Origin of the sequence: Nocardioides sp. Soil777 (genome assembly GCF_001428425.1) — a bacterium.
Lineage (GTDB): Bacteria > Actinomycetota > Actinomycetes > Propionibacteriales > Nocardioidaceae > Nocardioides > Nocardioides terrigena.
The window spans coordinates 1-14,255 of sequence record NZ_LMSN01000006.1; the positions used below are offsets into that span (position 1 = coordinate 1).

Annotated in this window: 11 protein-coding genes; 2 read left to right on the forward strand and 9 right to left on the reverse strand. The window is 71.2% G+C overall.

What is annotated here, in order from left to right; translation table 11 throughout:
• Positions 1-152 precede the first annotated feature (152 nt).
• From ASG88_RS05945 to ASG88_RS05965, 7 genes are all read right to left on the reverse strand, one after another.
• A complete protein-coding gene (locus tag ASG88_RS05945; RefSeq protein ID WP_056886523.1) occupies positions 153-1,190 on the reverse strand; it encodes a hypothetical protein in 1,038 nt (345 codons plus the stop codon).
• Positions 1,191-1,486: 296 nt separating this feature from the next.
• Positions 1,487-2,524, reverse strand: coding sequence for a DNA-processing protein DprA (dprA, locus tag ASG88_RS05950; RefSeq protein ID WP_056886524.1), 1,038 nt, complete (start codon positions 2,522-2,524; stop codon positions 1,487-1,489).
• On the reverse strand, positions 2,521-2,685 hold the full coding sequence (locus ASG88_RS23460) for a hypothetical protein (RefSeq protein ID WP_200956369.1): 165 nt from the start codon (positions 2,683-2,685) through the stop codon (positions 2,521-2,523). The genes dprA and ASG88_RS23460 overlap by 4 nt, the downstream gene beginning before the upstream one ends.
• 14 nt (positions 2,686-2,699) lie before the next feature.
• On the reverse strand, positions 2,700-3,722 hold the full coding sequence (locus ASG88_RS05955; protein ID WP_056886525.1) for a DUF4192 domain-containing protein: 1,023 nt from the start codon (positions 3,720-3,722) through the stop codon (positions 2,700-2,702).
• A gap of 16 nt (positions 3,723-3,738) precedes the next feature.
• Complete coding sequence (locus ASG88_RS05960; RefSeq protein ID WP_056886526.1) at positions 3,739-4,128, reverse strand: single-stranded DNA-binding protein; 390 nt, start codon at positions 4,126-4,128, stop codon at positions 3,739-3,741.
• Between the two features lie 126 nt (positions 4,129-4,254).
• Positions 4,255-4,392 carry a hypothetical protein gene (locus ASG88_RS22955; RefSeq protein ID WP_157559583.1) on the reverse strand — a complete coding sequence of 46 codons (138 nt, stop codon included), beginning with the start codon at positions 4,390-4,392 and terminating at the stop codon, positions 4,255-4,257.
• Positions 4,393-4,637: 245 nt separating this feature from the next.
• Positions 4,638-5,093 carry a hypothetical protein gene (locus tag ASG88_RS05965; RefSeq protein WP_056886527.1) on the reverse strand — a complete coding sequence of 152 codons (456 nt, stop codon included), beginning with the start codon at positions 5,091-5,093 and terminating at the stop codon, positions 4,638-4,640.
• 304 nt (positions 5,094-5,397) lie between these two features.
• On the opposite strand from ASG88_RS05965, the gene ASG88_RS05970 reads away from it, so the two are divergent.
• A complete protein-coding gene (locus ASG88_RS05970) occupies positions 5,398-6,954 on the forward strand; it encodes a ParB/RepB/Spo0J family partition protein (RefSeq protein ID WP_056886528.1) in 1,557 nt (518 codons plus the stop codon).
• Positions 6,955-7,052: 98 nt separating this feature from the next.
• Here the strand turns inward: ASG88_RS05970 and ASG88_RS05975 are convergent, their stop codons facing one another.
• Both ASG88_RS05975 and ASG88_RS05980 read right to left on the reverse strand, forming a co-directional pair.
• A complete protein-coding gene (locus ASG88_RS05975; RefSeq protein WP_056886529.1) occupies positions 7,053-7,580 on the reverse strand; it encodes a hypothetical protein in 528 nt (175 codons plus the stop codon).
• On the reverse strand, positions 7,558-7,941 hold the full coding sequence (locus ASG88_RS05980) for a hypothetical protein (RefSeq protein WP_056886530.1): 384 nt from the start codon (positions 7,939-7,941) through the stop codon (positions 7,558-7,560). The genes ASG88_RS05975 and ASG88_RS05980 overlap by 23 nt, the downstream gene beginning before the upstream one ends.
• A gap of 310 nt (positions 7,942-8,251) precedes the next feature.
• Here ASG88_RS05980 and mobF point away from each other — a divergent pair, with 310 nt between their 5' ends.
• Complete coding sequence (mobF, locus tag ASG88_RS05985; protein WP_056886574.1) at positions 8,252-14,146, forward strand: MobF family relaxase; 5,895 nt, start codon at positions 8,252-8,254, stop codon at positions 14,144-14,146.
• Positions 14,147-14,255: the final 109 nt, after the last annotated feature.

Below are 14,255 nucleotides of genomic sequence, written 5' to 3' on the forward strand. Positions count from 1 at the left end.
GCCGCATCCCGGCGGCCAAGATCGACACCAACTAACAACCGCAGAGGGGTCCGTTTTCAACCGACGCTAAGGGGTTCATTTTCAGCCGTCGTTGACACACTAGAGGCCCGATCCGCTCCCCGCTGTGCAAGGCACGGCGGAGTTGCCGTGGGTCAGTCCTCCTCGCGGAAGTGAACCCGCTCGAGGCGCTCGAGTGGAGCGCCCGGCAGGTCGGCCGGGGTCGGGGTGTCCATCACGGCGGCATCGATCAGGCGGCTCTCCAACGAATCCCAGAAGCCTTCCTGGCGACTAGCTGTACCCATCCGGTAGGTCTCGACGTCGACCGTCACGTGCACCGGCACGTCGAGCCCGGGCATAGCGGCCGCCATCGTTTCGATGCGTGCCTTGAGCGCCTCACCGTAGGCGGTCCATTCATGGACTCGCTGCTGCTGCAACTGCTCCTCGAGGTTGGCGATCACAGCGCAGCGGGCTTCATGTTCTGCCGTAAGGCGGTCGTGCTCGGCCCCGAGCTCGGGAGTCTTGGGAATGGCGGCGCCAGTCGCCCAGCCGTCCTGCAGGCTCTCCTCGAGTTCCCGGTGGAACTTCGCAGGTTCCTTCTGGTCCAGGCCTGCCCGCCATTCGTCCCATGCCCACGCGGGCGCCTCGGGATCGCGAGAGACGAAGTCTCCGGAGCCGGTCCGATCGTAGAGCCACAGGTAGTGATCGTGGTCGATGCCGCTGGCTGCGTCGGCGACCTCGTAACGGCGGTTGATCTCAGCCTCCGCGGCGTTGTACTGCTCCACGGCCTCGTAGACACGGTCGACCACCAGCTCGTCGATGTAGAGGGTGATTTCGATCGGCTCGGTGCGGTGCTCCCACAGTCGCGTCTCGTCGGCGCCGACGGTGGAGAGGAGCAACTGGCGGACGCCTTCAGCCTCCCATGCCGCGGGCCGGCCGTTGAGGATTGCGTCGATCCCGCCGATGTTCGCCGCGGCGCCAGCGAGCGCGAGGGTCACGAACTCGGCCCAGTCGGTCTGGTCCGGTGCCGCCATCGTGTCCTCGACCCACTTGCCGTCCTCCGTGCGCCGCAACCGTGGCCGGGGAATATGGGCAGCGTCGGTCAGCACGCGGATCGCGTCGGCCAGCTTCGCCTGATAGACAGCGTGGTACTTCGGCGCCGGAACGGTGGTCTCCTCGGGGGTGCTGCTCATCCCCGTCCCCCTGTCGCGAACCCCACGCACCCGAGCCGCGCGCCCGCCAAGGCGCCAAGCCAGGGCCAGCGAACGGCCTCGATCTCGGGGCCGAGGTCGAGCAGCCATCGGTCCGGTCGGCTTGGGCGCTCGCCGGGCGATGCGTCCTGGTGGGGGACCTTCTGCGATGGGTTGTTCATGGTGTCTTCCTCCCGAGGTGCGGTCTGGTCGACGTCGCCGACCAGACCTAGGAACTCTCAGCAGAGTAGGTGTGGGTTCATACCCAAATCGGGTTATCCACAGGGGCAGATGCGGTTTCATCGGCGGGGTGCGGAGACCCCGGCTGCAGGGGTGGGAACCGCGGGCGGCGTGGAGCGCACAGGGCCCGGGACGAAGGACTCGTCGAGCTGCTCAGCGCCGCCGGCTGTCCTGGCAGCGTGGGTCATGACGTCGGTGATGACGTCCTGGGCGTTGGTGACCATGCTGGCCTGGCCGAGGCGGATTAGCTGGTTCACGCCGGTGGAGGCTGCGCTACTGACGGGGCCAGGGATGCCCATGACGGGTCGGTCCAGGTTGGTGGTCCAGTGGGCGGTGTTGATCGCGCCGCTGCGAAGTGCGCCCTCGACGACGACCGTTCCCTCAGCCAGGCCGGCGACGACCCTGTTCCGGGCGAGGAAGCGGGTTCGGGTGGGTCCGGCTCCCGGGGGTGCCTCCGAGACGACCAGGCCGCGGTCGGCGATCGCCTCGAGCAGCTGCGCGTGTGCGGCCGGGTAGGGCCGGTCGACGCCGCCGGGCAGGACGGCGACGGTCGGGCCGCCGGCGATGAGGGCGCCGCGGTGGGCGGCCTGGTCGACGCCGTACGCAAGGCCGCTGATGACGCTGTGGCCCATGGTGGCGAGGTCGCGGCTCAGCTCGGTTGCCTGCTCGGTGCCGTAGTTGGTGGCGGCTCGTGATCCGACCACGGCCACGGCGTTGCCGGCGAGCTGGCGCAGGTCGTGCGCTCCGCGGACCCACAGGCCGACGGGTTCGCCGCCGCGTTCGTGAAGGGCGCCGGTGTTGCGGAGTGCGCCGAGCTGGGCGGGCCACTCGGCGTCGCCGGGGACGATGAAGCGGATGCCGCGGGCGGCGGCCTGTTCGAGCACTTGGGTGGGGTCGACGCGGCCGAGTTCCTGGGCGAGAGCGAAGCCCCAGTGGGACTCGACGTCGGCGGCCGCCTCGAGGTAGCCGAGGACCTTGCCGGCGCCGAGCTCGCTGACCAGGCCGGTGACGCGCAGGTCCCCGGGTTCGATGGTCCTGCTGAGGGTGACGCGGGCGAGCCGGTCAACGTCGTCGACGTCGGTGCGGGTGGTTCTCATGCCTGGCCTCCCCACAGCAGGTCGAGGTCGGGGTCGTGGATGACGTCGAGGCGCTTGTCGGGGGCGTAGGCCGCGGGCTCGGGCACCACCAGGCGGCGCAGCTGGCGCTCGGTGGCGCTGGGCTGGGCCTGGTCGACGGGGTCGGTGTCGTCGTAGTTCATCGCGGTGTCCCTTCTCAGCGGCCCGGGGCGGGGCGGTCGGTGATGGGCTGCGTGCGCGGCAGGTCCCGCTGCTGTTCGGGAGGCTTGGGCACGAAGGACTCGTCGAGCTCGCCGGCAAGGTCGCGCATCTGGGTCTGGTATCGCTCCCACTCGCGGGGGTGGATGCCGTTCTGCAGGGCGGAGGCGACGATGGCGGCCATGGAGTAGGGCCGGTCGGCGGGTACCTGGTCGAGTGCGCACCAGGCCTTGGCGCCGTCGCCGTGCAGCCAGCTGGCGAAGCCGAGCATGGAGGCCGGCGCTGCGCGGACCTCGTCGGGGGCACGTCGCGTGAGGTCGTTCCAGAGGGCCATGTGGGAGGTGTGGTTCTCCCGGCTCATGTCCTCCCAGACGGCGTCGCGGGTGCTGATTGTCTCCAGCGCGACGAGCATCCGTGCGCCGTCGACGTCGGAGAGCCGGTTGCCGTCGGTGTGGAACTGCTCGAGACGGTCCAGGGACCAGTCCCGCTCCACGGCGGGGGGGCTGGCCACGGCCCGGGCTGCGGGGATCAGCTGGGTGATCGGCTCACGGTCACCGATCAAGGAGGCGGCCAGGGAGGCCCGGCTGGCGGCTGGCTGGGCGGTGCCGGACAGCACGGTCGCGGCCGCGATCCGCTCGGCGGTCGCCTGGGTCTGAAGCCCGGTCTGGCCGGTGTTGAACTCGCGCCACCGCTCGCCGTCGGCCCACAGCCGGATCTGGGTGGTGATGCCCACGGTGTCGAGTCGATTGGACAGGTGCTGGCTGGCCAGCTCGGCGCTGCGGCGGTCCTCGGTGAAGCAGAGGATGCCCAGTCGAGCGCCGGGATGAGCGTGGCGGCCGTAGGGGCCGCTGATGGCGTCCCAGACCTCCTCGCGGTCGGCGGCGCTCTTGGGGAGGTCGACGCGGGTGATGGGGAGCCCGGGCCGGAAGGGCACGAGGACGATCGACTCCTCAGGCTTGAAGCCGAGGACGTGCGGCACTGCGGCAAGCAGCTCGTCCGGGGACTGTACGACGAGATCCATCGGAACCTCCGCGCGGTCAGCTGGCCCGAGCCGGGCGAGCGGCGCGCTCGATGCGCGCGGAGACGTACTTGAGCGAGACGCCGACCTCGCCGAAGCGGTTGTCGACGATCACGACGTCCTTGGTGCGCTTCTCGCCGGTCTCCTTGTCCGGCCAGCTCTCGGTGCGCTCGAGGCCGTGGACGACGATCGGGTCGCCGGATCCGCAGCTGTCGTGCACGTGCGTGGCGGCCGAGCCGAAGATCTTGACGTTGTGGGCAGTGGGCTCGTCGTTGACCCACTCCCCCTCGTCGTTCTGTACGCGCCGGTTGACCAGGACCCGGCAGCTGACGAACGGCTTGTTCTCGCGGGTGTAGAGCAGCTCGGGAGCCTCGGCGAGGTTGCCGGCGAAGGTGACGGTGGTGGACATGACTTCCTTCCTAGGTGACTGCGAGAGGTTCGGATCGGTCCCGCAGTCACCTAGGTCCCATCGGGGTCCGGCAGCGATCACATCGGCCGAACTTGTTCGGATCCGCTCGTGCTCGCGTGGGACTGCTCAGCAGGGCACCAGGTAGTCGAAGCGGTACTTGAAGACGACGACGCGGATGCCGTTGTAGGTGGTCCGCCTAACGCCGGAGAGGTGGTAGTCGCCGACCGGCACTCCGAGCTGACCAGGTGGTTGTTCAGCCGCCACTGCCGGTTCTTGAAGGAGCGGTAGGACTTCGTGGACCAGCCGCGCTTGGCCAGGCAGCCGCGGAAGGTGCCGTCGTGGGCGTAGGAGGTGTCGAAGACGCGGTCACCTAGGTCCGCGAAGGGGTCCGGAGTGATCAACGAGGGTCCAATGAAGCGGCCCCGACCGGCTCTCGGGTACCGGATCGGGGCGCTGAGAAGCACGCTAGGCGTAGGCACCGACACAACCCGTGCCGGCGGCCAGCTGACCTACCGTGCCGGCCGGCGCCGCGGCGGCCGGTTGCTGAGCTTCTGCGGAGGCGGCGGCAGTTCGCGGCCGAGCCGCCGGCGGGCATCCTCGGCCGCAGCGATCACGGCCTCCTGGGCGAACGCGGAGCGGGCGAGCATCCGGCCGAGCTCCTGACGGTCGGCCACGAGCGCGTCTTCGACCGCCTCGATGGTCGCGGCCGGCAGGTCGTGCTTTTTGTTGAAGCTCTTGCGGGTCACGCTGACCAGGGCGGGATGCTTCTCGCTCGCGGCCGCGAGCTCGGCCCGCTGCTGTGGTGAGCGCCGGGTGTGCAGCTCGAGCGCCTGGGCGAGCCAGCCGACGAACGAGCCGGGCGAGTCGACGTCGGTGTCCAGGTCGGCGATGTAAGCCGATCGCGCGAGGTCCCACACGCCTGGCTTCCAGTAGATCCCGACCGGGATCGTGGTCTGGCTCGTCACCTGATCACTCCCCTGGTCTCACCCGACGCCGTCGAGCCGCAGCGGCTAACACCAACGCCACTGCATTCCCGGTCTTGCCCTGCGCCGCCGTTCCCACCCTCGCTCGATTCCTTCCGTTCAAGCCAGCTACGAGGTGCTGCTGCGCCACGCCGCCGCAGCAGAGTCCCGTCAGACCGGGGATATCCCCACCCTCACCGGGTGCCCGCCTTTCCACAGGTCCGTCCTGTGCCCCGGTAGGCGTCGGCCCCCGCTAGGAGACTTAGTCCTGTCAGTTCTTTCTATTCTACTAACGGAGGACAGCCGCATGACCGACACCATCCAGACCACCGCCGACACCGCCGCCGACGAGGCCACCCACGACGGCGTCCAGGCCGAGGAGTTCCTGTACCTCGACCCCGCCGACATCATCATCGGCATCAACGTCCGGGCCGACCTGCGACCCGACCACAAGGAGTTCCGCAAGTCGATCAAGGAGCGCGGCGTGCTGGAGGCCGTCACCGTCTACCGCAACGAGGACGGCCAGTACGTCCTGCTGCGCGGCCAGCGCCGCACCTTGACCGCCGCCGAGGTCGGCACCCCCACCGGCCTGATCCCGGCCCGCGTCGTGCCCCAGCCCGCCGACGCCGACCGGATCGGTGACCAGATGGTCGAGAACATTCACCGCGCCGGGATGCGCGAGGCCGAGATCGTCGCGGGCGTGGAGCAGCTGGCCTTGCTCGGCGTGAGCGCCGCGCAGATCGCCAAGCGCACAAGCATCGACCGCCCCACCGTGAACGCCGCCCTGGCAGTCACCAAGGCCGACCAGACCCGCAACCGCCTCGACTCCGGAGACCTGACGTTGGAGGAGGCCGCGATCTTCGCCGAGTTCGAGCACGACCCCGAGGCCGTGCAGCGCCTGGAGAACCACAAGCGGTGGGGTCGCTCGCTCGCCCACGAGTCCCAGCGGCTGCGCGACGAGGCAGCCGAGCGCGACGCCGACGCCGCCGAGGTCGAGCGACTGCGCGCCGAGGGCCTGCCGGTGCTGAGCGCCGAGGAGGTCGCGGAGGCCGACGAGGTGCTGCGCATCGAGCGGCTGGTCACCGAGGACGGCGAGCCACTGCCCGAGGAGGAGTGGCCCAACGTTCCCGGCGCTCGCGTCAATGTCGTCAAGGAGTGGGTCTACCCCGAGGACGCGCATGACGAGGAGAGCGAGGACGGCACCGACGAGCAGGACGACGACTACGAGCCCGCCGAGCCCCACCAGCAGTACATGCCGGTGTGGGTCGTGACCGACCTCGCCGCCTCCGGCCTGCGTCGTCGCGGCGGCGGGTCCGGCAGCACCACCACCGACAGCGGGGACGAGGGCGAGAGCGAGGAGGAGGCCGAGGCGCGCCGTGAGGAGCGCCGCCGCGTGATCGCCAACAACAAGGCCTGGTCGAGCGCGGAGACCGTGCGCCGAGAGTGGCTGACCGGGTTCGTTGCTCGCAAGACGGCCCCGAAGGGTGCCGAGGCCCTGATCTGCGAGGCCGTCGTCACCGGCCACCACTCGCTGAGCAAGGCCATGGACCACCGGCACCCGATGCTCTTCACCCTGCTCGGGATCGACGTCCCGACCGGCTACTACGGCGCGGGCCACGACGAGTGCCACAAGATCGCGACCAAGGCGAGCATGCCGAAGGCCGCGACCATGACCACGCTCACCGCCGTCGTCGCCGCGTGGGAGGCCACGACCGGCAAGCACTCGTGGCGCAACCCGACCGCGTGGGACGCCCGCGTGCTCGGCGCGCTCGTGGAGTGGGGCTACCAGCCCAGCGAGGTCGAGCGGATCCTGCTCGGCGAAGAGCCGCAGTCGAGCACCGAGGCCAGCGACAGCGCCGCCTGATCGGCCTACCTTCCCCCACTGAGGGCGGTTCTTCCCGGCAGCCAGAAGGCCGCCCGTAGCGCTCTCCGCTGCGGGCCGCCTTCTGCGTCGGCACGCTCTCACCAGAGCGTCAGTTGCTCGCCCAGCAGTTCCTGCAGCCGCGCGAGGTCGTCGGCCACCAGCTGCGGGTCCTCACGCGCCAGGTCGCGCAGTTCCCGCGCACGCCGACGCGGTCCGCGCGGGTCGGCCAGCGGGCTGTAGGGCAGTCGTCGCTGCACCGACCACTCCCGGCGATTCTGCGCCGCGCTCGACACCACGACGTGGTCCGGCGAGATCCGCTGACACAGCGGGTTGTGACAGCGGTGCCCGAGCAGCCGCGCCTCCGCGAGCGCCTCCACGCCGTGCATCACCGCGAACGCGAATCGGTGCGCGATGATCACCCGCCCCGGCGCGTACCAGAACCGGCCATGGCCACCACCGTCCGTGCGCTCGCGCTCAGACCGACCGGACACCGCGCCGGCCCACCACAGGCACTCACTGCCCGGAACCGTGGCGACCTTCGCCCGGTACCGCAAGAGCACCCCCGGATCGCTGATCGCGGCCGCGACCGCCGTGAGGCCGGCGTCATCCAGCCGACGAACCGGCACCCGCTCCCCCGCTCCCAGCGGTCGCCAGCGCCGCGCCGTCGCCGCCCTGGTCGCCGTCGTCGGCCTGGGGCTCGCTGGCGAGCCGCCGCAGCCGCGTCGCCTCGCGCACGGTCACGGTCTCGCCGCACCACTCGACGGCCTCGCCCAGTGACAGGCCCTCAGCCTCGGTCAACTCTCGCAGCGCCTCACCGGCGCGCTTCTCGGTCTCGGCCACCGCCGCGTCGCGCTCACCGATCGCGACCATGACCTGCTCGGCCAGGTCGATCACCCGGCGCTCTCGCTCTTCGCGCTCCTTGCGCCGCTTCTCAGCCATCTCCCGCGCCGTACGCCGCGCCTGCTGCTTGATCGTCTGCTGACTCATCCGGTCCTCACTCGTGTCGACATGGACTCTGACAGTCACCTACGACGTTTCCCGGACCCCGAGCGATCACCGAACCCCAAAAACCTTCAAACCGCTCCCTCAGCCGATCCAGGGCAGCCGTCCAGCCACCTGATCCGAACCCGACGCCCCAGCCGTCACCGACGCCTCTCAGCGTTCCCCCAGATTTCCGCGAACTCCCAAGTGCCACACACCTCTTGCATTCTCGGTCTGCCGAATAGAAAGAACACAGCAAAAATCCGGCCGGAAGTGATCGCACAGCACGCCCGCGCGCACGTAGGTGACCGTGACGATGAGCCTCCACAAGCTGACCGCGGGGTCGGGGTACGACTACCTGACCCGCCAGGTCGCAGCGATGGACGCCACGGACAAGGGCCACACCGGCCTCGCGAGCTACTACACCGAGAAGGGCGAGACCCCCGGCGTGTGGGTCGGCTCCGGCATGGAGGGACTCGAAGGGCTCGACGCCGGCGACATCGTCACCGCTGACCACATGCAGAGCCTGTTCGGCTCCGGTCACCACCCGCTGGCCACCCAGCGGACCAAGGACCTGGACCTGCGCATCGGCCGCGACGGCTTCGACCGGCCGACCGACGCGGACTACAAGACGGCCCGCCAACTCGGCACGCCGTACAAGGTCTACGAGAACGACATCAGCCCGTTCCGGATCGAGGTCGCCAAGCGCATCGCGGCCCTCAACGAGGCCGCCGGCCTGCCGGGTGACTGGCCGGTCCCCGCGGCCGACCGGGCCAAGGTCCGCACCGAGGTCGGCACCGAGTTCTTCCATGCTGAGCACGGCCGCGAACCCGCCGACGCACGCGAGCTGGCCGCCGCGATCGCCAAGCACTCCCGACCGAAGACCAACGCCGTGGCCGGCTACGACCTAACCTTCTCCCCGGTCAAGAGCGTCTCGGTGCTGTGGGCGATCTCCGACCCGAAGACCGCCGCGGTCATCGAGCGCTGCCATCAGGCGGCCATCAAGGACGCGCTGGGCTTCATCGAATCCAAGGCACTGTTCACCCGCCGAGGCACCAACGGCGTACGCCAGGTCGACGTCCGCGGCCTGGTCGCCACGGCGTTCACCCACCGCGACTCCCGCGCAGGCGACCCGGACCTGCACACCCACGTCGCCGTGGCGAACAAGGTCCAGACGCTCGACGGCAAGTGGCTGGCCATCGACGGCCGCCCGCTGCACAAGGCGGTCGTCTCGGCCTCGGAGACCTACAACACCGCGCTCGAGCGGCACCTGGTCGACGCCCTCGGCGTGCGGTTTGAGGAGCGGCCGAACGAGGACGCCCGCAAGCGGCCGGTGCGCGAGATCGTCGGCGTCGACCCCGAGCTGAACCGCCGCTTCTCTAAGCGCCGCGCCAGCGTCGAGGACCGCCGTAAGGTCCTCGCGGCCGCGTTCCAGGCCACCCACGGCCGCCCGCCCACGCCGGTGGAGACCATTCAGCTGTCCCAGCAGGCGACGCTGGAGACCCGCGAGGCCAAGCACGAGCCGCGCTCGCTGGCCGAGCAGCGCGAGACCTGGACCCGCGAGGCCATCGAGGTACTGGGCACCCCGCAGCGGGTCAAGCAGATGGTCCAAGGCGCGCTGAACCCGAAGGGCGCAGCGCGGTCGCTGGCCGACTCGGCCTGGTTCGCCAAGACCACCGACCGGATCGTGGCGACGATGGAGGGAGCCCGGAGCAGCTGGCAGTTCTGGCACGTCTACGCCGAGGCCCAGCGGGAGGTCCGGGGCGCCAACGTGCCCACCAACCAGGTCTCCCACGTCGTCGACCTGCTCGTCAGCGAGGTCCTCGACGGCCGCTCGGTGAGCATGGCCCGCCCCTGGGACACCATCAGCGAACCGGCCGAGCTGCGGCGCGCGGACGGGGCCTCGGTTTACACCCAGAGCGGCGCCGAGCTGTTCACCTCGGGCAAGGTACTCGCCGCCGAGCAGCGCCTGGTCGAGGTCGCCGGCCGGCACGACGGGTACGCCGTCACGACCGACTCGGTCGACCTGGCACTGCTCGAGTCGACCGCCAACGGCATCACCCTCAACGCCGGACAGGCCACGCTGGTCCGCGAGATGGCCACCTCCGGTGCGCGGCTGCAACTGGCGATCGCGCCCGCCGGATCCGGCAAGACCACCGCGATGCGAGCCCTGGCCAGCGCCTGGAGCGACGGCGGCGGCACCATCATCGGCCTGGCTCCCTCAGCGGCGGCCGCGGACGCCCTGCGCTCCCAAATCGACACCCAGACCGAGACCCTTGCCAAGCTGACCCACTCGCTCGAGCGGGCCCGCGAGTCCGGCGCCGCGATGCCCGCCTGGGTGGCCGGCATCGACTCCTCCACCCTCGTGGTCATCGACGAGGCCGGGATGGCCGACACTCTCTCGCTGGACGCGGCGGTCTCCTACATCCTTGAGCGCGGCGGCAGCGTCCGACTGATCGGCGACGACCAGCAGCTGTCCGCCATCGGCGCCGGCGGCGTGCTGCGCGACATCCGCGCCACCCACGGGGCACAGCAGCTGACCGAGCTCGTCCGGTTCAAGGACCCCGCCGAGGGCGCCGCCTCGCTCGCGCTGCGCGAGGGCAAGCCCGAGTCGCTCGGCTTCTACCTCGACCGCGACCGCGTCCACGTAGGCGACCTGGCCACAATGACCGAGGACGTCTTCGCGGCCTGGCAGGCCGACCGTGCCGCCGGCCTGGACTCGATCATGCTCGCCCCCACCCGCGACCTGGTCAGCGAGCTGAACCAGCAGGCACGCGCCCACCGGCTCGAAGGAATCGACCCGGCCGACGTCGCCGCCAGCGGGCCGGTCCGCCGGCTCGCCGACGGCAACGAGGCCTCGATCGGCGAACTGATTATCACCCGCGAGAACGACCGTCGCCTGCGTGCTTCGGCCACCGACTGGGTGAAGAACGGCGACCGCTGGAACGTGCTGGAGATCCACGACGGCGGCGACCTGACCGTCCAGCACACCCAGCACGGCCGCACCGTGCGGCTGCCCGCCGACTACGTCGCCCGATCCTCCGAGCTCGGCTACGCGTGCACCGTGCACACCGCCCAGGGCGTCACCGCCGACACCATGCACGGCCTGGCCACCGGCAGCGAGTCGCGCCAGCAGCTCTACACGATGATGACCCGCGGCGCGCACGCGAACCACGTCTACCTCGAGGTCGTCGGCGACGGCGACCCGCACTCGGTGATCCACCCGACGCTGGTCCGGCCGCTCACGCCGACCGACATCCTCGAGTCGATGCTGGCGCGCGACGACACGCAGCGGTCCGCGACCAGCCTGCTGCGCGAGCAGGCCGATCCGGCCACCCGGCTCGGCGAGGCCGCACAGCGCTACCTCGACAGCCTCTACGTCGCCGCGGAGGACCTCCTCCGCCATGACCACGTCGGCCAGGACGCCAACGGCGCCCCGATCAACGTGGTCGACGCCCTGGACAACGCGGTCGAAACGCTCGTCCCCGGGCTCTCGCAGGAGGCCGCCTGGCCAAACTTGCGTGCCCATCTGCTGCTGGTCGGCGCGGCCGGCGAGAACCCCTTCGACGCGCTCCGGGCGGCCGCCGGCGACCGGGAGTTGGAGACGGCGCACGACCGCGCCGCGGTCCTCGACTGGCGCCTGGACGCCTCCGGCCTGCGCAACGCCGGCGCAGGGCCGCTGCCGTGGATGCCCGCGGTCCCGGCCCGCCTGGCTGAGGACCCGCACTGGGGCGCCTACCTCTCCCAGCGCGCTCACCTGGTCGATCAGCTCGCCGACCAGGTCCGAACGCGGGCGACCGACCAGGCAGCACTGCCGGCGTGGGCACAGAACGGCCTCCGGCCCGAGGCCGCCACGGTCGCCAACGTCGAGGTCTGGCGGGCCGCCATGCAGGTCCCGGTCGACGACCGGCGACCGACCGGTGCACCGCAGCTGCAGAAGGCCTCCGCGACCTGGCAGCGACGGCTCAACCGCGCCGTCACCGGTGACCACACGCCGGCGCTCAAGGAATGGCACCAGCTGCTCTACTCGCTGGCCCCCCAGGTCCGCGACGACGAGTTCACCCCGCTGCTCGCCGAGCGGCTGGCCGCGATGTCCCGCGCGGGCGTCACCGCCCACGAGCTGCTGCGCACCGCCACTGCGGCCGATCACCCGGCCGGGCCGCTGCCCGATGAGCACGCCGCGGCGGCCGTGTGGTGGCGCATGGCCCGTCATCTCACCCCGGCCGTTGCCTCCCAGATCGGCGACGGTTCCCACGGTGAGAGCGTCACCACCGAGTGGACTCCGCGGCTCGCGGATCTGTGCGGTCCTGAGCGCGCCGCGAGCATCCAGGCCAGCACCTGGTGGCCCGCGCTCGTCGCGAATGTGGACCACGGCGTGCAGCGCGGCTGGCAGGTAGACGCCCTGCTGGGCGCCGGGCGGGCGATGCCGAGCGACGGCTGGGAGGGCGTCGACGAGTGCCAGGCGCTGGTCTGGCGGACCTCGATCGCGCTGGAGACCGCTCCCGACGAGCACGCGCACTCCTACGACTTCGACGAGCCCCCGGGGGACCTGTGGGACGGCGTCGAGCCGGACCCGGCGACGCTCGTCGACCACGCCACCGACTCCGACTGGGGCGACTGGCCGCTCGCCGAGGACCCCAGCCCGTACGACGATCACCTGGTCGACGCCGTAGCTGGCGACCTGGTCGACGTCGACGAGGACCGGTTCGTCGAGCCCGACCTCACGCTGGCCGCCTACATCCGTGACCTCGGCGGCAGCCGACTGGAGCCCACCGACGCTGACCTTCGGCTCATGTACCAGCGGGCCGACGAGTGGCACTCATCCCCCGTCTCGCGTGAGCGCATGCTCGAGATCAACGACATGGCGCAGGCCTTCTTCGAGGGCCGGTTCACCGACTCGTGGGGCCGCGACTACCTCGCCGGACGGTTCGGCGTCGACCTCGCCGGCGACGAGCGGTTCCGTCCCGGGCAGGCGCCGGCCGGGTGGACCAACCTGGTCGGCCACCTGCGCGGCCGCGGTGTCAGCGACGCCGAGATGGTGGCCTCCGGGGTCGCGACCGAGGCCAGCACCGGTCGCCTCATCGACCGGTTCCGCGACCGGGTGATGTTCCCGGTGATCCACCAGGGCGAGGTACTCGGTTTCGTCGGCCGCCGCCGGCCCGACCTCACCGACGCGGACAAGGGCGGTCCGAAGTACCTCAACACGGCCGACACCCCGCTGTTCCACAAGGGCGCTCAGCTGTTCGGTGTCGTCGACGAGCTGCTTGCCGAGGGCGCGGTCCCAGTGATCGTCGAGGGCCCGATGGACGCCGTGGCGGTCACGCTGGCCAGCGCCGGCCTTTACCTCGGCGTTGCGCCGCTCGGCACGTCGCTGACCGACGAGCAGGCCGCCGAGCTGGCTGCCGTCGGGCGCGACCCGATCGTGGCCACCGACGCCGACCTGGCTGGCCAGGTCGCGGCGGAGCGCGACTTCTGGAAGCTCACCCCGCACGGCATGGACCCCGGCTTCGCGCGGTTCCCCGACGGCCTCGACCCCGCCGACCTGCTGGCCCAGCGCGGGCCCGCGGCACTCACTGCCGCGGTGGCCAGCGGCCAGCCGGCCTTCCGCGCCCTGGGTGACCAGCTGCTCACCGAGCGGCTGGACAACCTCGCCCCGGAGCAGGCGCGCGTGGCGGCCATGAGGATCCTGTCGGCACGTCCCAGCCGCGCTTGGGATCCGGGCGTCAACCAGGTCCGGGCCCGGCTGCAGCTCTCCCAGTTGCAGGCGCGACGCGACCTGCGCGACGCGGTCAAGACTTGGGATGCCGACCCCCGAAAGGCGGCGCTGGGCGAGCTGCACAAGAGCAGCGAGGTTCGCGGACGGCTCTCGGCCGCAGCCGAGAGGACCCCGGCCGAGCGTTGGGCGCCGCTGGCGCGCGAGCTCGACCCGCGGCTGCTCGAGCAGGGCGACTGGGCGGCCACCGCCGCGATGCTGCAGCAGGCCCACGAGCAGGGTCACGACGTCGGCGCCGCTACGCGCGGCCTGGTCGCTGAGAAGCCGCTGGGCGACAGCCCGGCCCGTGACCTGCGCTACCGGATCGTGTCCCGCCTCGAGATCCCGATCGACACCGGCGAAGGCACCCCGGTGCCCACCCAGACGCAGGGCGCGGCACGGGATCGGCAGCAAGTGAACCGTCCGCGGCCGCCCCGCCGCGGTACCCCACGCCGCTGACCCGCTCCGGAAGGCCGCGAGCTGGTGTCACGGTTAGACCAGCTGCACGATCCTGTGGTCGTGGTGACAGCGATCCCGCCAAGATCCCAACCGGGGGCCAGACGAACGC